We start from the raw sequence: 20,435 nt of genomic DNA, 5'->3' as shown, positions 1-20,435 counted from the left end.
TAAAAACCTCAGCGTAATGAGAGCAGATGAAAGAAATGGTATTGTTTTGTATGAGTTACGTATTTTGATACTACCCCGTTGCAAATCATTATGGACTGAAAAGCAAAATTGACAGTTTTCACTTAAATATCAGCTCTTTCAATTTTTTGTATAGAATAATGGGCAATATTTTAGAACTTTTTCTGGTTTATGAAAGAACTGATTTTAATAATAATGAGGACTTTGGGTTGATTGCATACTACGTTGAAAAAATAATAATCAATGCACATTTTAAAATGTTATATGATTTAAATCATTCAATTGTATCATAATAAGGCTACAAATACCGAGAATAATTATGGAGCAGGTTGAAGCCAAAATGACGCGCCATCCTGCTTTTTTTAGTGATCGGATATCAACACCTAATCCTAGTGCAGCCATTGAGATAACAGTAAACAACTGGGCAATAAATTTGATGGGATTGATAGCCTTTTCAGGGATAAGACCACTTGAGCGAACAAGCATCATGATAATAAAGCCAATGATAAACCATGGGACGAGGGTATGTAAACGCAAGCGTGTTTCTGCTGATCGGCGATAAATGATTGATAGAGTAAAAATAACAGGGCCTAACATGAGAACCCGTACTAATTTGACAATTGTTGCAATTTGAACACTTAGAAAAGAGATAGGTGCTGTTGCTGCTAAAACCTGTGGTACAGCATACACAACCATGCCAGCAAGCACACCATATTGGCTAAATGACAAATTCAGAGATGGATGTAAAAAGGGTAGAAATAAAATAATAAGAATTCCTAAAAGAGCAGTGAAGGCAATTGACGCGGCTACATCGTCATGTTTTGCTTTTATAACAGGTGCAACGGCGACAATAGCTGAATTGCCACAAATAGCATTCCCACAAGCGACCAGCATTGCCAAATGTGTAGAAAGCCCGAAAAGTCGGCCGATGGCAAAGCTCAGGATAATCGTTACGAATATCACGAATATGATACTAGCAAGCAAATTCCAGCCAGCTGAAAGGACTGCGTTAATGCTAATGCTTGCTCCTAGAAGAACGATAGCAATTTCGAGAAGTGTTTTTGCACAAAAGGTGATACCTTTTTGAAAATATGTTGGCAAAGAAAAACAACTACGGATAATTGATCCTAGAAGAATTGCCAAAACAAGGCTTTCAAGCCACGCTTCCGTGAAAAACTGTTTTTCTACAACTTCTAAGCCATAAGCTAAGGCTGATATGAGTAAACATACTAAAATACCAGGACCAAAGTCGTTTAAAAGTGAGAGATTTTTCTTTATCATTTTAATATTCCCCCGTCATTAAAGAGCTAAAGGTTAAGAAGAAAAAGTTTTAAAGATTTGTTCTTGCTTGTACAGCTGCTGCTAAAGTTCCATCATCAAGATAATCAAGCTCACCTCCTACAGGAACACCATGAGCAAGTCGCGTAATTTTAACTGGAAAATTAGAAAGCTGATCAGTGATATAGTGAGCAGTTGTTTGACCTTCGACAGTCGCATTGACAGCAAGAATAATCTCCGTAATAGGGTTTTGTACAACACGCTGTATTAAGGTGGCAATGTTGAGTTCGTCAGGACCTATTCCATCTAAGGGGGAGAGTCGTCCACCCAACACATGATAACGTGCGGCTAAAGTTTTTGCGCGCTCAAGGGCCCACAGATCAGCAATATCCTCAACAACGATGATTGTTGTATCATCGCGGCGCAAATCTGTACAAATTGAACAAGGATCAATGGTATCGACATTTCCACAAACAGAACAAATACCGACTTTTTCGATAGCTGCTTGTATAGCCGCTCCCAAAGGCTCCAGCAATGTCTCCTTTTTTTTGATAAGATGAAGCGCAGCACGACGCGCTGAACGTGGACCAAGACCTGGTAACCGTGATAAAATCTGAATGAGACGTTCAATCTCAGGTCCTGCAATGTATTTAGACATATTTTTGTCCCACGGAAAAAATCCGTTTCATTAAAATGGAAGCTTGAAACCTGATGGGAGTGGTAGCCCTGCCGTTATACTTTTGGTTCTTTCTTCTATTGCGATTTCGATTTTTGTTCTTGCTTCATTATAAGCTGCCATAATGAGATCTTCAAGAATTTCAGCTTCTTCAGGTTTGAGTAATGAAGGATCAATTTGAATTGCTGTTATAATATTTTTGCCATTTAAAGTGATATTGACGAGACCACCCCCTGCAGTGCCCACAGCTTGCAGATTAGCTATTTCCTCCTGAATCTTCTGCATTTTTTCTTGCATTTCTTTGGCTTTTTTCATCATGCTCATCATTTCACGCATAGGAATAGGTATCCTTATTCATCATTGATATCATTTTTATTTTTAAAAATATCAGCATTTTTAAAGGTATTGGAGAGTAAATCAAGATCATTTTCTTCTTTATTGAGTCGAATATCGACAATTTTTGCTTCTGGGAAATGATTGAGGATTTTCGCAATATCAGGATCTGTTTCTGCATTAGAAAAAAGAGTCTTTTGAATCGCTATACTTTCCTCCTGTAAGGTTGGGCCACCTCCTTCATTAACAAAAGTTATTGTCCAGCGTTTTTCTGTCCATTGAGATATCTTTTTTTCTATATCATGAGCAAGAAATTGTGGGGTATTTTCAGAAAGTCTTAAGGTAATATGCCCAGCTTCAAAAGAAACAGGATGAACAAATTCTTTAATAAGGAGTTTGAAAGGAGTGTCATTATGCTGTTCGGCTAATTGAACAATATCGTGCAAAGAATTAATCACGAGAGTTTTAGGTTCAGTAATCTTTTCTGTTGTTTGCGTGACAGAATGCGATAAATTTACAATCTTTTCAGAAAGATCAGTAGATGGAGAAGTTTCTAGAATTTCTGTTACTTCTTGGGCGTTGATTTTGTCATAGTTTTGATTTTTAACTAAATTTTCCGGTTGTAAGGAATGATCTAATTGGTTTTTCAAAGAGCTTTTTAAATCTGATTGATCGGGTAATGTATTTGAAACGCTCGAGGAAGCATGGGCTCCGACCATTGTTTCTTTTGTTATATTATTTGCATTTGTAGATTCTTGATGAGAAGAGTTTTTAACCAGTGTGAGAGGCGTTTTTTCTTGCGTAAGCTTTTTTAAAGCCTCATCAAGAGTTGGTAAGTCAGCCGTGTGAGCAAGACGAATTAAAAGCATTTCAGCGGCTTGAAGAGGACGTGCAGTTTGATTAACTTCCTGTAAACCTTTGAGTAACATTTGCCAGTTTCGGGATAAAATAGGAACGGAAAGTTTTTTTGAAAAGTCTAAACTTCTTAAACGTTGTTCTTCAGTTAGAGAGAAATCTTCCACTATTTCTGGTGTAAAACGTAAACGTGTGACCAGATGATTAAAATCGGCTAGTTCTGTCAATATAGTAAGAGGATCAGCACCTGCTTCATATTGACTGCGTAATTCATGTAACGCATTGACAACATCGCCCTTCATAATAAATTCAAAAAGATCAATGATACGTGCTTGATCCGCTAATCCTAACATTGTACGCACCGCAATAGCATTAACATTGCCATTGCTATGGGCGATTGCTTGATCAAAAATGGATAATGCATCACGTGCTGATCCTTCTGCAGCACGGGCAATCATAGAGAGTGCTTGATCTTCTACTTCCACCTTTTCATATTTCGCAATTTGACGCAAATGTGCACTCAAAGCTTTTGATTCAATACGTCGCAAATCAAAACGTTGGCAACGCGAAAGAATTGTAATAGGAACTTTGCGAATTTCTGTTGTGGCAAAAATAAATTTCACATGGGACGGTGGTTCTTCAAGAGTTTTCAATAAACCATTAAAGGCTTGTGTTGAGAGCATATGTACTTCATCTATAATATAAACCTTATAGCGTGCAGAAACAGGACGATAGCGTATTTGTTCAATAATTTCACGAATATCATCAATGCCCGTATGAGAAGCGGCATCCATTTCTATAACATCAATATGGCGTCCTTCGATAATTTGTGTGCAATGTTCTCCAAGAGAGTCCAATACGGTTGTTGGTTGATCAATATCTTTTGTTTTATAATTAAGCGCACGTGCCAAAATACGTGCTGTTGTGGTTTTACCTACGCCACGAATCCCTGTTAACATCCACGCTTGTGCAATACGACCTTTTTCAAAGGCGTTGGTGAGAGTACGCACCATAGCTTCCTGACCAATGAGGTCAGAGAAGTTTTTTGGTCGATATTTACGAGCAAGAACACGATAGGCTGTTTCTACCGGTAAATTTTCCATGAGTATTTCCAACTTCGAAGTTCTTTATGCGTACATTTTGATAATACAAAAGCATAGATCAATACTGTAGTCTCATATAAAAGGATTTTTTCTTAATCAAATTATTTATGGGACAATTTGTTTAAAAATAACAAAACCCCTTTATTTGCTGCATACAAATGCTGCTCTGAAGATTAAAAATACCTCGCTAAAAGACAGCATAAAAAATAATTTCTTCAGCAAAATAGGAGGTTGGAACGATGACCCGTACCAGAACTCGTTGGGGCTGCTTCTTTCCAGACCTGACCCAGTTGGCGAGTAGTTCGTCCACCACCAACCTCCCAAGCTCATATTGTCGATTTGGAATGAAAAATCAAGATCAGAAACGAAAAATATCCTAAGAACGACGAAGAATTTTCCTTTGCGTTTAATTTATTGACATATAAACAACAAAGAGATTGTGGATTTACCAGTTTTTATAGCAGTAGCTCTTCATATTTATTTGGTATGAAAATATTTTTTCGCTTAAGATAGTCTGAATGTATAATTATTCTCATTCGCTGAAACATGTAAGAGTTTTAGGATAGATACATCTGTTCTAAAACTACGAAATTGAATCATCAAAAATTTACAATAGTCAAAGAAGCAAATAAAGCAGATAGATCATGTAATTGGCTAACATTCGAAAGTCAGGGGGAAGAGTGCTATTTAAAGAATTATAAAATATTGCTTTAATGGTGTTTCTCATCTCACACAAAACAGAACATCCCAAACAGAATATATTTAATGTTGTACATTCATAGGCTTTTTAAAGAGCGATTGCTCAATACTCTTAACTATATTTCAAACGCCACTCATAAATAGTATACATGCTTCCCTTGAGTTATAAATCTATAGTTGCGCTACCCTCTTTATGCTTAATACAAAGTATAAATTTTAGCCCTCATGCTATTTAACAACTCCCAATGTTGCGATCCCTTGTACTTGAGAGGCTTTATAAGAAGCATTTTTATTCCTTTTTTTAATCGTTTTTACTCACATACCAATCCCATTTGTAACTTTCAAAGAAACGATTTTAATGGGTTTAATATGAGATTTAAGATGGGAGGATCTTACTTTATTCGTGGTTTTAATTCAGTATAAGAAAATCAAAGTCGTATAATGATAAGCCAGTATCTTATAAGAGTACCACCTCATTTCTATAGTGAATGAGAATATAAAATATGTAATATTTTTTCTTTTAACATAATATAAATATATAAATACTGAATAGATGTTATCGCTCTTTTTTTGCGTGCTTGTTCTTTTAATTAAAAAACATTGATGTTCATCACAAGGTGGGTCAATATATGAAGTTTCATTATTTGAGAAAAGATTTCATATATTTTTTAAGGGGCTGTACTCATACAAGAGAAGATGCAACATTCAACGCTATAGAAATAAGGGGATACTGATTTTATAAGCATAAAAATGGTTCTTATTCGATAGTAAGCGACATTTTATAGTTTCAAATAATATATTCTTTAATAAGGAGGGAAAAGCGAGATAATTTTTATAAAAAGCTGAATGAGTATGACTTAAAGTGCAGTGAGGAATGCATCTGTAGAGCAAATTTTACTTTTCCGTTTATCTAAGTGATTTGGGTACGATGTGCTTTATATCACTTAAAATGAAGCAGTTGCGAAGAGAGAAGTATATTCTTATTAAAAAAATAGCTCTGATAGTAGAAAATACAGAACAATTTAAATTTAGTCTTTTAGTTTTCGCAAAATTTCCTTAATATCTAACCTTATGAGCAACTTAAGGTTTGCCATATTAGGATAAAAACACCTCTTCAGCGATAAGTTTTAATGGCTCATTATGCCCTATTTTGAAAAAAATACCTGAAAAAAGAATAACTCTACTCAAATTTAGATGTTATAGAATATTGTTAATCATAATCTCCTGTGTCACAATTTGTTCCAACAACTTTTTTCTTCGTAATATTTTTAAAAATATAATGTCCTGACGAAGGAAAACTTATATGAAGAGATTTTATATTTTTTAGGATAAAGATCTTCTTTTCTTTATCATGGGTTATTTTCTTTTCATCATCAACAGCAATTCTCAATTTGTTTAAATCAGAAGGGGTAGAGTACGATAAAGTAAAGGATACTTTCTTCGGTTCAAAGATACTACAAGAGTATTCAGCTCCTTGATGGATTGTATCGGATGGTATGATCACAACACTTTCATCCAGCCCAAAATTCCATTTTTTCTCACCAAAGCCAGCAAACGCACCACTAGAGTAGGCGAGAATATTTGCGGCTAATAATCCTTGCATGAAGATTTTTTTCATTATCCTCTCCTTTTTCTAAAGTGAGGTGAATCATAAATCAATTTTTATAAAGATAAAAGCTCAAACTTAACGCTAAAATCAGGGCTAAGTTGCATTTTCTAGCTTTAAACCATGTTTAGAATGACATTAATCTAAGAGATTTGAATGCTCTATTATGTATAATAATTTGAATTGTTTTGAGAGCTAATTTAGAAGTTCGTTATCTTTATTGGAATATTGTCAGAGGAAATGACTTTTCTCAAGAAGCTCTCTTTGAATATATAAAGGGAAATAGATGGTACAAGCGTTTTTATTTTTGGTTACTGTGTTTTTTTACACTGGTTTTTATACAAGTTGAAGTGCTTTTTATCATGATATAATTTGTGAAAAAATATTATGGAAATAATTTATATATTCTTTTATGAGCCGTTTTTTCTTCTTCAATGTTTATGAAGGGTGTTGAGTAGAAAAAAACGAGCTCTTTCAAGATACGTTGCATTATGAAATTTTTACGATGCTCTTTGATATCAGCAAAGAATGATAGCAGCCTAATTGCTTTTATATATACGATGTTCGATCGTTTTGTGCTGGATAAGTACCGATAATACGCAGTTCTGCAGAAAAGAAAGATAATTCTTCTAAGGCAAGTTTCATCATCGGGTCTTCAGGATGCCCTTCAATATCAACAAAGAATTGTGTTGCATTGAAATTTCCACCAATTTGATAGCTTTCTAATTTTGTCATATTGATACCATTCGTTGCAAATCCTCCCATAGCTTTATAGAGAGCAGCGGGGACATTGCGCACTCGAAAAAGAAGACTGGTGATGATTTTTTCGCCATTTTGAGGTTTGGGGACATGTCGTTTGGAGCGTGAAAGGATGACAAAACGGGTAATATTATGAGGGTTATCTTCAACATCTCTTTCAAGAATATCAAGTCCATAGAGTTCTGCTGCGATTAAAGGTGCTAAGGCAGCCTGTGAACGTTTAGCATTTTTTTTAATAAATTTTGCAGCTCCAGCGGTGTCAGCAGAAACAACAGGTTTCCAACCGTTGTTTCGTATGATTTTTCGGCATTGTGCAAGGGCATGCGTATGGCTGTGGACGGTTTTAATTTCGTCATGTGTAACGCCGGGTAAAACCATGAGTTGAAAATGGATAGGTAAAAAATATTCATCAATAATATAAAGAGATGACTGCGGTAAAAGATGATGAATGTCTGCAACGCGTCCCGCAAGGGTATTTTCAATAGGGATCATAGCAAGATCAGCTTTCCCGCTTTCCACTAAATTAAGGGCGTCTTCGAAAGTAGCAGAGGGAACAGCATCCATATTGGGGAACATATTGGAGCAAGCAATATGGGAATTAGCGCCGTATTCTCCTTGGAAAGAAATTTTATTGGTTTTTTTAAGTATTTTCATGCTAAAATCTCACAAACTCTATCGAGATCATGTTGTGTGTCTACACCTAAGGGAATTGTATCGACTATTTCCACATCAATACGCATGTTGTTTTCTAATGCACGTAATTGTTCAAGTTTTTCACGTTTCTCAAGTGGTGAGGGTTTGAATGATACAAATTTCTCAAGTGCTTCGCGCCTATAGGCGTATATTCCAATATGGTGATAAAGAGGACCGTCTCCATAGGGTGCTGTGGCGCGCGTAAAATAAAGAGCACGAAGACGATTTTGAGAAAGCGGTGTACCAATGATTTTGACAACATTGGGATCTCTTGTTTCATTTTCTTCAATGATTTGGGCGCCCAAGGTTGCAATGTCAGTAAAGCTATTTTCTAAAGGGCGTAGCGCACGAATGATTTCACGAGGCATTATTGTTGGTAAGTCACCTTGTATATTTAAAATGGCATTGTAACGTTGTTCCGGATCAATGCGCATTAAAGCTTCATAAATACGATCAGATCCAGACTTATGATCACCTCGTGTTATGATATATTCATGTCCATAATCTGCAACAGCTTTAGCGATATCATTATGATCTGTTGCAACGATTGTACGTCCTATTGCAGCTTTTTTAGCTTGTTCTGCGACATGAACAATCATCGGTTTTCCGCCAATTTCAGCGAGAGCTTTTTGAGGAAGACGGGTTGAGCCTATACGGGCAGGAATAAGAATAATTGGTTCAAGAGCCATTGTAAGATTCCAAATGTCATCTGTGATGCATTTATGATGTTGTGTGTTATAAAGAAAAAGCTTAGACTAAAAATGGTAATGAAACCGTGAACATTTGAGTTTTTATGAATCGCCGGAGATTTATTTATTTTATTTGTGCTTGTTTATGTGTGCTGGTCGCTGTTGTGGGGATTTCCACACTCAGCAATATAATTTACGATCATCCTACATCAGTCCAATATCATCATACAGTTGCCAAGAATGATATATTTCAAGAAAAACAAAAAGCACCTGATGTTTCCCTATCACTAAATAGCCGCCTTCAACAAGGCAATTTTGAAAATGGCCGTAAAGTTTTTCGCCAATGTGCCATATGCCACACATCTGGACGCAATGAAGCAGGGCGTGTTGGTCCAGTCCTCTGGGAGATTGTTAACCGCCCTTTGGCATCAGCAGCAGGTTTTGCTTATTCACGGGCATTACGTGCTCATTCTGATCAAAAATGGGATTTTGTAACGTTAGATCGTTATTTACATTCTCCACGTGAAGCTTTTCCTGGGACCATTATGTCTTTTCGTGGAATTAAAAATGACCAAGATCGTGCCGATCTTTTGCTTTATTTACGCAGTTTATCCGATCATCCTGTTCCTTTACCAATGGATAATAATAAAGCAAACAAGCTAAATTAACTTATACCATAGATGTTAATTTTAGAAAGAAGTCTGACTTTTTGTAATTTTAGTTTCAAGGTTTTATAAAAAGAGCTCTTTTATAAAAATGCACTCTTTACGCTGTCATCTGCAGATTGGTTTTCAAGATTTGTTTGCTTCACTTTTTCTACATATACTTGTCTGTGAAATTATTGCTGAAGGATTATCAATTCATGAGCCGCAACTTTCTGCTTCTGAATGCGATAATTATGTAATTAAAGCTCTCCATGAGGTTTATCTTAATCCTTCTATGCACATCAATCCCCATGTACTTTTACATCAATTTCCATGTATCAGAGACAATTGATTGTTCTTATACGTGCAATGATCCTAAGCTGCATTTTATGATGCTTGATGAATAGACGTTTTCTCTTGAGGTTAGAGGTGTAGGTACAGATCATTGACCTTCTATAGTATCAATCACTAAAATATGACTTAGATTATTTATTTATAGGTTATGGTTTGAAGTAAGCACTTTCATGTGAAACAATTTTCATATGTGAATAGTAAAATAGTTGAATAGAGTTCTGCTGATTGTATTTTTATCTACGTTGAAAATTTTTTACACAAGAATACTGATGGCAGCTAAGTTTGCACGAGTCTCTGTCCATTTATAAACAATGACATGAAATTATACTGATAATCCATTATAGAGAATTATTTTTTCACAAAAGGTTTTCCATATTTGTGATAAATTTAATAGGTTTCATTGGTTACAATGTTTCGATGACTTGATATAAAATATTAGTATTTTAATACATATTGCGAGAGTGCTAAAAATTAGTGGAAGAGAGGACATAATCATAATTCTCCAAGCTTCTTAATAACTATGGCATTTTCTTTATAATTTGAGCGTTTATAAGTAATAATATTAAATTGCGCTAATAATCCATTATAGAGAAGAATCTTTCCTACTAATGGCTCTCCGATGTTTGTGATCATTTTAATAACTTCCATTGCTTGTAGGGTCCCAATAACGCCAGGTAAAACACCGATTATTCCAGTTTCAGCGCATGTTAGGATAGTCCCGTGAGCTGGAGGGGTGGGAAATAAATCGCGATAGTGAGGATTATTGTCTTTATACGGCATAAGGACGGTTAATGAGCCATTAAAACGTTCTACAGCACCACTTATTAAGGGTTTTTTGCATTGGGCAGCGTGATCAGCAAGAAGATAGCGCGTCGTAAAATTATCGCTTCCATCAACAATGATGTGGTAAGCATTAAGCAGTTTATCCACATTACTTTTATCTAAGCGTAGGGTGTGTTTTTCAACTACAACATGGGGATTTATTGCTTTTATAGTGGCTTCAGCACTGTCTGTTTTGCTTTTGTTTATTGCATTTGTTTTATGAATAACTTGGCGTTGTAAATTGGAAAGTGAAACGATGTCGTTATCGACAATTCCAAGGGTTCCTACACCTACGGCAGCCAAATAGGTTAAGACAGGAGCACCAAGACCACCAGCACCCACAACAAGAACACGTGCTTTTTTTATCTTTTGTTGTCCTACACCACCAATCTCAGGCAAAATGATGTGGCGTGCATAGCGTTCGATTTCTTTGTTGTTTAATTTTGTATCTGTTTCTTTTGTCATAAATTTTCTCTTGTCATAGTTCTTTTATTGTTTACTAAGTTTATGATGCTTAGACCAGTCTGCTTTTAGGATAGGGAGGATTTATTTATGAAAATTGCCATTCAGATGGATCATATTTCAACAGTTCGGATTCAAGGAGATACGACATTTGCACTCGCTTTAGCAGCACAAGAACGTGGACACTCTCTCTTCCATTATACACCAGATCGTTTATCTCTGTATGATGGTTGTGTGATTGCACGACTAGAGCCATTGATTGTACATGATAAAGAGGGAAGCCACTATCAATTAGAAAAGCCTGTTCGCACGGAATTAACAGATATGGATGTGGTTCTTTTACGCCAAGATCCACCTTTTGATCTCAATTATATCACAACGACTCATTTGTTAGAACGTATTCATCCTAAAACACTCGTTGTGAATGATCCGGCATGGGTACGCAACAGTCCAGAAAAAATTTTTGTGACTGAATTTTCTGATCTGATGCCAGAAACATTAATTACCAAAGATATTGAAGAAATAACAGCTTTTAGAGAGACATTTGGCGATATTATTGTTAAACCACTTTATGGAAATGGGGGCGCTGGTATTTTTTATTTAAAACAAGATGATCGCAATTTAGCATCATTGTTGGAAATGTTTGCAGAAATTTATCACGAACCTTTTATTGTTCAGCGCTATTTAGAGGCAGTACGAAAAGGAGATAAAAGGATTATTTTGCTTGATGGTACACCTGTTGGAGCTATTAATCGAATTCCGACAGAAACAGATGTGCGCTCTAATATGCATGTTGGAGGCCGCGCGGAAAATGTTGAGTTAACAAAACGTGATTATGAGATTTGTGAACGCATTGGTCCAGCTTTAAAGGAACGAGGTCTTCTTTTTGTGGGGATTGATGTGATTGGAGATTATATAACAGAAATTAATGTGACGTCTCCTACGGGAATTCGTGAAATTAAACGCTTCTGCGGTACAGATGTTGCTCATTTGTTTTGGGATGTTATTGAGTTCAAGCGTTCAAATGAATTTATTTGACAGAGGACAAAAACATGGTTTTAAAAAATGATCCATGTTGTTTTTTATATTTGTTATGTTGCAAATGTGAACTAGAATGACCGTATGATATAAATTAAGAGGCTTTATCCTCAATTTTTAGGGAGCTTATAGATGAACAGAGTATTATCAATTGGAGTGGGATTGTTTTTTGCGCTACTGCTGTCAGCAAATGGAGGCAATGCGCGCGATCAAATACAGATTACTGGTTCATCTACAGTTTTACCTTATCAAAAGATTGTTGCTGAAACATTTGGAGAAATTTATCCTCATTTTAAGGTTCCTGTTATCGAATCGGGTGGAACAGGAGCTGGTATTAAGGAATTCTGCCGTGGTATTGGGGAGAACACTGTTGATATTGTTAATGCTTCGCGAGCAATGAAACCGAGTGAATTACAGTCTTGTTTTGATGCTGGTGTAAAAGATGTTGAGGAAATACGTATTGGGTATGATGGCATTGTTTTTGCAACTGATATTAAGGGACCTGATTGGAAATTACAGCCAGTAGATGTTTATAAAGCCCTTGCTGCTCGAATTATTATAGACGGAAAGTTGCAACCGAATAATTTTTTGAAATGGAGTGCAGTCAATAGTGCTCTTCCTGATTGGACGATAGCAGCGTATATTCCTGGGGAGAAGCATGGGACACGTGAAGTTTTTGAGGAAAAATTACTTACTAAGGGGTGTAAAGAGAGTGGGGCAGTTGAAGTGATGAAGTCTTTAGGAATGGATGATAAGGAGATACACACTGCTTGTATTGCGGTACGTAAGGATGGAAAAGCGGTTGATATTGATGGTGATTATTCTGAAACATTTGCGCGTCTAACTTCTAATAAAACAGGGGTTGGTATTTTTGGTTTGTCTTTTTATCAAAATAATGCTGATAAACTAAAAGTTGCCGATATTAACGGTTTTGCGCCAACAGTTGAGACGATTTCTAGTGGACAATATCCGGTTTCTCGTCCGCTTTTTTTCTATATTAAGAAAGCACATTTAGGTATTATTTCAGGTTTGCGAGAGTATGTTGACTTTTTTCTTTCTGATCAAATGATTGGTCCAGAGGGTCCTTTGGCTGAATATGGTTTGATTGTTTCTCCTGAAAAGGAGCGTCAAGCACAGCGTTCTGATTTTTCTGCTGGTCGAGTAATGACATTGAAATAATTTGCAGGGAAAATTTGTTGGATTTCTGGGATAGGAAATTTGGATGCTATTTTTTTATAAAAACTGAAAGATAAAATGCGCATTTCCTTTATTATTTTGTTATTATTGATTTTTGGATTTTGTGGTTTTTGTATTTCTTATATGCGAGCACGCATTCTTGAATACAGACAACATAAAATGCATTCTCGTGCGTATTATTATGGCTGGTGGACATTTTTGATTACTGTTATTCCAGCTTTTATTTTTTTAATTGTTTGGGATGCTGGGAGTACAATTTATTTAGAATATAATGCCTCTCGAGAGCTTGAGGCGTATAGTGCGCATGTAACAGAGCCTGTAAATCACGATCTACTTTGGGAGACACTTCGAAGTCTCGTCAAAAAGATTCATCGCTTTGAGGGGAATCTTTCTAGCGCTTCCTATAAGGAAGTGCAGGCACAATTACTCGCGAAGGGATGGATTTTACCCGATGAAGCATCGGATGATGTGTTCAAAATAGCACAGTCGTGGGTATTTTCTTCTGAAAAGCTTAAATTTATAGGTTATGTTTTCCTTTTTGCTATTGCGTCCTTTGGTTTTATCTGTGGAATGATGCAAATTGCGCCTCATCAACGTGCGCGTAATAAGGTTGAATCTTTTATTATTATTGGATTGATTTGTGCATCTATTGTTGCAGTCTTGACAACAATAGCCATTGCGCTTTCTATGCTTTTTCAGACAGTAAGCTTTTTTCAGTCTGTATCCTTTTCAAATTTCTTTTTAGGAACAGTTTGGGATCCACGTTTTTCCGCGAGCGGTTCAGGCGATGAAGTAGGACAATTTGGTTTAATACCGCTTCTTGCTGGTACGCTTTATATTGCATTTGTTGCCATGCTTTTTGCTGTACCTATAGGACTATTTTCAGCTCTTTATATGGCTGAGTATGCTTCTGCGCGATTGCGAGCAATTGTAAAACCATTATTGGAAGTTCTTGCTGGCATCCCAACCATTGTTTATGGTTTTTTTGCTTTGAAGGTTGTAGGACCATTTTTACGTGATCTTTCTGTTTCTCTCTCAGGTGGGGTTGGTTTTATTATGGCACAAAGTGTTTTGACCGCTGGAGTTGTGATGGGAATTATGTTGATACCTTTTGTTTCCTCTTTATCGGATGATGTTATTACGGCTGTTCCACGCATTTTACGTGAAGGTTCTTATGGTTTAGGCGCAACACAATCTGAAACAATTAAAAAAGTTGTTATACCAGCAGCGCTTCCAGGGATTATGGGGGCTATATTGTTGACGGCATCGCGTGCAATTGGAGAAACAATGATTGTGGTTTTGGCGGCAGGTGTTGCAGCAAACTTAACACTCAATCCTTTCGAAGCAATGACTACGATGACTGTTAAGATTGTTAATCAATTGACCGGTGATTTTGAGTTTAATTCTCCACAAACTCTGGTGGCTTTTGCCTTAGGGATGACGCTTTTTGTTATGACACTTTTGATGAATATTCTGGCTCTTTATATTGTGCGTAAATATCGGGAACAATATGAATGAATGAAGATTTTTTTCCTCGTCGCAATATTAGTCTCAAGCGTCGATATTGGGCTGAACGTCGTTTTCGTGCCTATGGTTTGATTGCCATTTTTATTGGTTTGTTTTTTTTATTTGCGCTTTTATGGTCTATCATTAGTCAGGGTTATACAGCTTTTTTTCAAAGTGAAATGACATTGTCGATTTATTTGGATGAAAAGATCATCGATCCAAGTGGTCAACGTAAAACAAAACCACAAGTTCTCATGACGGCGAATTATCCACTTCTTGTACGCAATGCTTTAGCAAAGAAACTTAATATCAATCAAAATGATCGAGCCTCTCTTCGGGACGTTAACCGTATGTTTTCAAATGGTGTCCGCGTTCAACTACGTGAAATGGTGACAAAGAATCCAAAATTGATTGGCACAATGCAAAAAGTTAAAGTTTTGGCATCTGCGGATATTGATTCTGCTTATAAGGGACAGATTGATCTGCGTGTAGCAGAAAAAAACCGTAAAGTTTCTAATCGACAAGTGGAATGGATAAAACGTTTAGCGCATGATGGTACGCTTCATAAAACATTTAATATTGGTTTTTTTACATTTGGCGCTTCAAGTCGTCCTGAGACTGCGGGATTAGGTGTTGCGATTATTGGTTCTCTTTATATGATAGGCATCGTTTTATTAGTTTCACTTCCAATAGGCATAGCAACGGCTCTTTATTTGGAAGAATATGCACGCAAAAATAAATTTACAGATTTTATAGAGGTTAATATCAATAATCTTGCAGCTGTTCCTTCGATTGTGTTTGGTCTTTTAGGACTCTCTTTTTTTGTTAATTTTTTAGGATTACCACGTTCAGCCTCCTTTGTTGGTGGTCTTGTTTTAGCGCTCATGACTCTTCCCACGATCATTATTGCAACACGTTCTGCTCTGCGTGCTGTTCCTCTCTCTATTCGTGCAGCAGCTTTAGGGCTGGGAGCATCAAAAACACAAATGATTTTTCATCATGTTGTTCCTTTAGCAGCGCCTGGCATTTTGACAGGCACAATTATTGGAGTTGCTCAGGCTTTGGGTGAAACAGCTCCTTTGCTTTTGATTGGAATGGTTGCTTTTGTTGTTAATATTCCTACGACCCCCATGGATCCAGCAACGGCTTTGCCTGTTCAAATTTTTATGTGGGCGGGGGAAGCAGAGCGTGCTTTTGTTGAAAAGACATCAGGTGCTATTATTGTATTGATGATTTTTCTTGCGATCATGAATATTTCTGCGGTTTTTTTACGACGACGATTTGAACGCCGCCAGTAATTTTAATAAAATAACAACTTTGATAAGATTTTTGTAAGGTGAATTTTTGTAATGAAGATTAAAATGCGTGGTGAGGATGTGAAGGTTTCTTATGGAGACAAAGAAGCACTCCACGGTATTACACTTGATATTCCTGAACATCAAGTAACTGCTTTGATTGGTCCATCAGGATGCGGAAAGTCGACTTTTTTGCGTTGTTTTAACCGTATGAATGATACGATTGAAGGCGCTAAAACAACCGGTCTTATTACCTTAGATGGGGAGAATATTTATGACACACGGATTGATGTTGTAGAATTGCGCGCTCGTGTTGGAATGGTTTTTCAAAAGCCCAGTCCTTTTCCAAAATCTATATTTGAGAATGTTGCGTATGGTCCACGCATTCATGGTTTAGTAAAAACGCGCTCTGAATTGCATGATGTAGTTGAAAAGAGTTTGAGGCAGGCAGGTTTGTTTGAAGAAGTAAAAGACCGTCTTCATGATCTTGGAACAAGTTTATCAGGGGGACAACAACAGCGTTTGTGTATTGCACGTGCTATTGCGGTTAGTCCTGAAGTTATTTTGATGGATGAGCCTTGTTCAGCTCTTGATCCTATTGCGACAGCACGGATTGAAGAGCTTATCGATGCATTACGGCAAAATTATACAATTGTTATCGTAACGCATTCTATGCAGCAGGCCGCACGTGTTTCTCAATATACGGCTATGTTTCATTTAGGGCATTTGGTAGAAGTTGGTGCGACTGAAATGATCTTTACCTCACCAAAAGAGCAACGGACACAAGATTATATTACGGGGCGTTTTGGATAGGTGAATTGAGGAGTGTAAGATATGTCTATGAACCATACTGTCCGTTCTTATGATGCAGAACTAAAATATTTAAGAGCAAGGATTATAGAAATGGGGAGCCATGCAGAAAGGATGATTGAACGTTCTGTCGCATCGGTTGTGTGTAGTGATCTTCAACTTGCAACGACAGTGATTGCCGATGATGTATTTTTAGATGAAGCAGAACGTGACATTGATGAAAAAGCGGTTGCTATTATTTGCAAACGCCAACCGATGGCTGTCGATTTGCGTGAAATTATTGGAGCCATTCGTATTTCTTCTGATCTTGAGCGGATTGGGGATATGGCCAAAAACATTGCTAAAAGGACGGTTGCACTTTCAGAAATACGACAATCTGCTTCTGTTTATCATGGGCTTGAAACAATTACAGCTTTAGCACTCAATCAATTAAAAGAAGTCTTAAATGCTTATACGAGTCGCCTATTAGAGCGTGTTGACGCGGTGCGTGAGCGTGATGAGAAGATTGATGCTTTGTATACTTCTCTTTTTCGTGAACTTTTGACGTATATGATGGAAGATATGCGCAATATTACGGTTTGTACGCACTTACTGTTTTGTTTAAAGAATATTGAACGAATTGGTGATCATGTTACTAATATTGCTGAAATGCTGCATTATATCATAACGGGTTACCATATGTCCTCTGATCGTCCTCGCGATGACCTTACTTATAAAGTTGGAGTAGGTGAGAAGAAAATAGATTAAAATTTTTCTTATATGTATAAAATAAGTTTGTAGATATGTGAGTATTTTCTTACAGTGCAGCTATAGAAAGAATAAGATAACCGTCTTATGGAAAAGCACAAAGAAGCAACAAAGAGTTTTTTCAGAGAAGCGTGGCAGATTGCTAACTCTTGGTTTGACATATTTGTATATTAGATGATATCATCACTCGTATTGTGGCCGGAGGGGAGTTTTCTAGGGGAATTTCCTTTCAGATCATTTTGTTAAAATTTTATATTAAAGGGGATATCTGTATTATTTTTTCGTATGTAGAAGAAATGGATAGCGTTATTTTACTATAATTGAAACGTATGGGTTATTATAGCCTATATTGAACCATGAATAATAACAATATTGATCTATAAATTAAGAGTTTTTTATTTTTTATTTTGCATAGATACTTTATTGATTACCTCTTGTATTAAAATTTTGCTGAGTGGTAACAATTAGCTATGTACTTTATTGAGAGATACATTTAAAGCTCATTTCAAGACTTGAATAGCTCAGAGATTATAGGAATGTGTTGCATAAGATGAAAAAAAATCGTTGGAATGTATTTGTTACCTGTTGTGTAGCGCCGTTAGTTGTTGTGGGGTGTGCTTCAAATCATTTAGATACTGGAAAAATAAATAATAATAAGACAAAAACGGTTACGTATCCATTGACAGAGCGTCAATGTCTTATGCGAGCGATGTATTTTGAATCAAATCGCACAAGCCGTGAAGGAATGATTGCCGTTGGGACGGTTGTTATGAATCGTGTTAATTCGACCGCCTATCCTAAGACGATTTGTGGTGTTGTTGGTCAATATAGGCAATTTGCTCCTGGTGTTTTAACGCGTCCTATGACGGAGAAAGCATCTGTTGCTCGTGTAAGAGAGGCAGCTGATGCCGTTTTACGGGGTGAACGAGATAAGAAAGTTAAACACGCTAAGTTTTTTCATACCGCTGGTTTGTCTTTTCCGTATAAAAACATGCATTATGTTCAGGTTGCAGGGGGAAATGCTTTTTATGAAAAACGATCAAGTGATGGGGCACTTCAAGTTCCTACAAATAATCGCCCTTATGATGTTGCTTATGCTTTTGCTCAAGAACGTTCTGGTCATGCGCCAAGCTTTATAGATGAAGGCTTAGAGAGTAGGGGAGTAAAGGCAGAGAAAAGTACATCTCATTCGACAGAAGTAGCACAATCCAAGACGTCACATCCAGCGCCTTTTGCTATGGTACAGCTTGATAAAGTTCCTATCCCTGCCTATGCACCTCAACATCTAGCTAGGAAAGAGGAAAATAAAACGATTATGGCTTTACCTTCATCCGATCAGTTAAATGCAATTGTTGCAATGTTAGAAAAACGACACAGAAACTGGTAAGTTTTTCATGACCAAAGAAGGGTTATACACCCATTGCGGTTTATGAATTAAGTGAATTTTAGCGATAATGATATGCATAAGTATACGTAGAGAAAGTGAACTCAAAGGATCTGAAAAACAATTTATAATATGACGACATAAAGAACGCATTTTATTTAGAGAAGGGTATTGGTAATGTACTTTGATATTCATGAGACAATTTCGCCTGAAATGCTTAATCGTCTTGCAGAAATTACAGTGAAAGTGGGGTTGAATTTACAAGAGGGGCAAGATCTTGTTTTGACTGCTCCAGTTTCAGCGTTACCTTTTGTTCGGCGTATTGCATATCATGCTTATAAGGTTGGTGCTGGTGTCATTACACCAATTTTTAGTGATGATATATTATCGCTTACACGGTTTGAAAATGCCCATACAGCTAGTTTTGATTGTGCTCCTTCTTGGCTTTATGAGGGAATGGCGAAGGCTTTTGAAAATGGGGCAGCGCGTTTAGCGATTGTTGGGGATAATCCTTTGCTCCTTTCTAATCAGGATTTTGATAAGGTTTCACGTTTAAATAAAGCCACTTCAATAGCTTATCAGCCGGCACTCAAGCAAATATCAAATTTTGCTATGAATTGGTCGATTGTTGCTTATCCAACAGCAGGGTGGGCTGAGGCGATGTTTCCTTCTTTATCGCTTAATGAGGCGATTAAAAAATTAGCTGATGCAATTTTTTCTGCTTCACGTGTTACAGAAGAAGATCCGGTACAGGCGTGGACTGTCCATAATGCACATTTGAAGAAACGATCATCTTGGCTTAATGAGCAGCGTTTTTCTGCCTTACACTTTACAGGGCCAGGAACTGATTTGACGGTTGGTTTGGCAGATGATCATGAATGGCATGGCGGTGCATCTGTTGCTCAAAATGGTGTTATTTGCAATCCGAATATTCCGACAGAAGAAGTTTTCACGACTCCTCATGCTCATAAGGTTGAAGGTTTCGTTCGCTCAACAAAGCCCCTTTCCTATCAAGGAACTCTGGTTGATAATATTGAAGTACGTTTTGACGCAGGGCGTATTGTTGAGGCTCGTGCATCAACAGGCCAAGAAGTTTTACAGCAGGTTTTGCAAAGTGATGAGGGTGCAAGCCGGTTGGGCGAAGTTGCCCTTGTGCCCCATTCTTCACCAATTTCTAAGAGTGGCCTCCTTTTTTATAATACCTTATTTGATGAAAATGCTGCATGTCATATTGCTTTAGGGCAGTGTTATTCCAAATGCTTTTTAGATGGGGCATCATTGACGTCAGAAGAGATTGCAGCACGTGGTGGGAATAAAAGTGTCATTCATATTGACTGGATGATTGGTTCTGGTGAAATTGATATAGATGGCATTACCCAAGATGGTGTAAGAGTTCCTGTATTTCGTAAGGGTGAATGGGCTTAATTTTGTTACCATAAAACACGGTCATTTGAGGTGGGGTGGGAT

17 protein-coding genes and 1 other RNA gene are annotated in these 20,435 nt (G+C 37.0%); 9 read left to right on the top strand and 9 right to left on the bottom strand.

The window, feature by feature from the left end; translation table 11 throughout:
- Nucleotides 1–270: 270 nt before the first annotated feature.
- The 8 genes from PVV63_RS03030 to PVV63_RS02995 all read right to left on the bottom strand — a co-directional run bounded on the left by PVV63_RS03030 (nt 271) and on the right by PVV63_RS02995 (nt 8,709).
- Complete coding sequence (locus PVV63_RS03030; RefSeq protein WP_273790578.1) at nt 271–1,299, bottom strand: YeiH family protein; 1,029 nt, start codon at nt 1,297–1,299, stop codon at nt 271–273.
- A gap of 49 nt (nt 1,300–1,348) precedes the next feature.
- On the bottom strand, nt 1,349–1,954 hold the full coding sequence (gene recR, locus PVV63_RS03025; protein ID WP_273790577.1) for a recombination mediator RecR: 606 nt from the start codon (nt 1,952–1,954) through the stop codon (nt 1,349–1,351).
- A 30-nt stretch (nt 1,955–1,984) separates the two neighbouring features.
- Nucleotides 1,985–2,308 carry a YbaB/EbfC family nucleoid-associated protein gene (locus PVV63_RS03020; RefSeq protein WP_273790576.1) on the bottom strand — a complete coding sequence of 108 codons (324 nt, stop codon included), beginning with the start codon at nt 2,306–2,308 and terminating at the stop codon, nt 1,985–1,987.
- A 14-nt stretch (nt 2,309–2,322) separates the two neighbouring features.
- Nucleotides 2,323–4,263, bottom strand: coding sequence for a DNA polymerase III subunit gamma/tau (locus PVV63_RS03015; RefSeq protein ID WP_273790575.1), 1,941 nt, complete (start codon nt 4,261–4,263; stop codon nt 2,323–2,325).
- A 223-nt stretch (nt 4,264–4,486) separates the two neighbouring features.
- An RNA gene (gene ffs / locus PVV63_RS03010) (signal recognition particle sRNA small type) lies at nt 4,487–4,584 on the bottom strand.
- Nucleotides 4,585–6,172: 1,588 nt separating this feature from the next.
- Nucleotides 6,173–6,580 (bottom strand): hypothetical protein, encoded by a 408-nt coding sequence (locus PVV63_RS03005; protein ID WP_273790574.1) that lies wholly within the window; start codon nt 6,578–6,580, stop codon nt 6,173–6,175.
- 537 nt (nt 6,581–7,117) lie between these two features.
- Nucleotides 7,118–7,981 (bottom strand): prephenate dehydratase, encoded by an 864-nt coding sequence (locus PVV63_RS03000; RefSeq protein ID WP_273790573.1) that lies wholly within the window; start codon nt 7,979–7,981, stop codon nt 7,118–7,120.
- Complete coding sequence (locus PVV63_RS02995) at nt 7,978–8,709, bottom strand: 3-deoxy-manno-octulosonate cytidylyltransferase (RefSeq protein WP_273790572.1); 732 nt, start codon at nt 8,707–8,709, stop codon at nt 7,978–7,980. Before PVV63_RS02995 ends, PVV63_RS03000 begins: the two co-directional genes overlap by 4 nt.
- Before the next feature lie 104 nt (nt 8,710–8,813).
- Here PVV63_RS02995 and PVV63_RS02990 point away from each other — a divergent pair, with 104 nt between their 5' ends.
- Entirely contained in the window at nt 8,814–9,377 is a 564-nt protein-coding gene (locus PVV63_RS02990) for a cytochrome c family protein (protein ID WP_273790571.1), read from the top strand.
- 822 nt (nt 9,378–10,199) lie between these two features.
- Here PVV63_RS02990 and PVV63_RS02985 read toward each other — a convergent pair.
- Nucleotides 10,200–10,994, bottom strand: coding sequence for a molybdopterin-synthase adenylyltransferase MoeB (locus PVV63_RS02985; protein ID WP_273790570.1), 795 nt, complete (start codon nt 10,992–10,994; stop codon nt 10,200–10,202).
- Nucleotides 10,995–11,081: 87 nt separating this feature from the next.
- On the opposite strand from PVV63_RS02985, the gene gshB reads away from it, so the two are divergent.
- The 8 genes from gshB (at nt 11,082) to PVV63_RS02945 (ending at nt 20,393) form a co-directional block, all read left to right on the top strand.
- Complete coding sequence (gene gshB, locus PVV63_RS02980; protein WP_273790569.1) at nt 11,082–12,029, top strand: glutathione synthase; 948 nt, start codon at nt 11,082–11,084, stop codon at nt 12,027–12,029.
- A gap of 132 nt (nt 12,030–12,161) precedes the next feature.
- Entirely contained in the window at nt 12,162–13,208 is a 1,047-nt protein-coding gene (locus tag PVV63_RS02975) for a PstS family phosphate ABC transporter substrate-binding protein (protein ID WP_273790568.1), read from the top strand.
- Between the two features lie 75 nt (nt 13,209–13,283).
- Complete coding sequence (gene pstC / locus PVV63_RS02970) at nt 13,284–14,744, top strand: phosphate ABC transporter permease subunit PstC (RefSeq protein ID WP_273790567.1); 1,461 nt, start codon at nt 13,284–13,286, stop codon at nt 14,742–14,744.
- On the top strand, nt 14,741–16,030 hold the full coding sequence (gene pstA / locus PVV63_RS02965; protein WP_273790566.1) for a phosphate ABC transporter permease PstA: 1,290 nt from the start codon (nt 14,741–14,743) through the stop codon (nt 16,028–16,030). Before pstC ends, pstA begins: the two co-directional genes overlap by 4 nt.
- A gap of 51 nt (nt 16,031–16,081) precedes the next feature.
- Nucleotides 16,082–16,840: a phosphate ABC transporter ATP-binding protein PstB gene (pstB, locus tag PVV63_RS02960; protein WP_273790565.1), complete on the top strand. Its 759-nt coding sequence runs from the start codon at nt 16,082–16,084 to the stop codon at nt 16,838–16,840.
- 21 nt (nt 16,841–16,861) lie between these two features.
- Nucleotides 16,862–17,584: a phosphate signaling complex protein PhoU gene (gene phoU, locus PVV63_RS02955; RefSeq protein ID WP_273790564.1), complete on the top strand. Its 723-nt coding sequence runs from the start codon at nt 16,862–16,864 to the stop codon at nt 17,582–17,584.
- Nucleotides 17,585–18,134: 550 nt separating this feature from the next.
- On the top strand, nt 18,135–18,971 hold the full coding sequence (locus PVV63_RS02950) for a cell wall hydrolase (RefSeq protein ID WP_273790563.1): 837 nt from the start codon (nt 18,135–18,137) through the stop codon (nt 18,969–18,971).
- A 174-nt stretch (nt 18,972–19,145) separates the two neighbouring features.
- Nucleotides 19,146–20,393: an aminopeptidase gene (locus PVV63_RS02945; protein WP_273790562.1), complete on the top strand. Its 1,248-nt coding sequence runs from the start codon at nt 19,146–19,148 to the stop codon at nt 20,391–20,393.
- Nucleotides 20,394–20,435: the final 42 nt, after the last annotated feature.

The sequence above is a fragment of the Bartonella sp. CM31XJBT genome, assembly GCF_028618555.1.
GTDB lineage: Bacteria > Pseudomonadota > Alphaproteobacteria > Rhizobiales > Rhizobiaceae > Bartonella.
Note: the sequence above shows the minus strand (reverse complement) of the source record. Positions and strands in the feature narration are given on the sequence as shown.

Coding starts and splice junctions, on each gene's coding strand:
- PVV63_RS03030 (WP_273790578.1), bottom strand. CDS start 1,299: ATGATAAAGAAAAATCTCTCACTTTTAAACGACTTTGGTCCTGGTATT.
- recR (WP_273790577.1), bottom strand. CDS start 1,954: ATGTCTAAATACATTGCAGGACCTGAGATTGAACGTCTCATTCAGATT.
- PVV63_RS03020 (WP_273790576.1), bottom strand. CDS start 2,308: ATGCGTGAAATGATGAGCATGATGAAAAAAGCCAAAGAAATGCAAGAA.
- PVV63_RS03015 (WP_273790575.1), bottom strand. CDS start 4,263: ATGGAAAATTTACCGGTAGAAACAGCCTATCGTGTTCTTGCTCGTAAA.
- PVV63_RS03005 (WP_273790574.1), bottom strand. CDS start 6,580: ATGAAAAAAATCTTCATGCAAGGATTATTAGCCGCAAATATTCTCGCC.
- PVV63_RS03000 (WP_273790573.1), bottom strand. CDS start 7,981: ATGAAAATACTTAAAAAAACCAATAAAATTTCTTTCCAAGGAGAATAC.
- PVV63_RS02995 (WP_273790572.1), bottom strand. CDS start 8,709: ATGGCTCTTGAACCAATTATTCTTATTCCTGCCCGTATAGGCTCAACC.
- PVV63_RS02990 (WP_273790571.1), top strand. CDS start 8,814: ATGAATCGCCGGAGATTTATTTATTTTATTTGTGCTTGTTTATGTGTG.
- PVV63_RS02985 (WP_273790570.1), bottom strand. CDS start 10,994: ATGACAAAAGAAACAGATACAAAATTAAACAACAAAGAAATCGAACGC.
- gshB (WP_273790569.1), top strand. CDS start 11,082: ATGAAAATTGCCATTCAGATGGATCATATTTCAACAGTTCGGATTCAA.
- PVV63_RS02975 (WP_273790568.1), top strand. CDS start 12,162: ATGAACAGAGTATTATCAATTGGAGTGGGATTGTTTTTTGCGCTACTG.
- pstC (WP_273790567.1), top strand. CDS start 13,284: ATGCGCATTTCCTTTATTATTTTGTTATTATTGATTTTTGGATTTTGT.
- pstA (WP_273790566.1), top strand. CDS start 14,741: ATGAATGAAGATTTTTTTCCTCGTCGCAATATTAGTCTCAAGCGTCGA.
- pstB (WP_273790565.1), top strand. CDS start 16,082: ATGAAGATTAAAATGCGTGGTGAGGATGTGAAGGTTTCTTATGGAGAC.
- phoU (WP_273790564.1), top strand. CDS start 16,862: ATGTCTATGAACCATACTGTCCGTTCTTATGATGCAGAACTAAAATAT.
- PVV63_RS02950 (WP_273790563.1), top strand. CDS start 18,135: ATGAAAAAAAATCGTTGGAATGTATTTGTTACCTGTTGTGTAGCGCCG.
- PVV63_RS02945 (WP_273790562.1), top strand. CDS start 19,146: ATGTACTTTGATATTCATGAGACAATTTCGCCTGAAATGCTTAATCGT.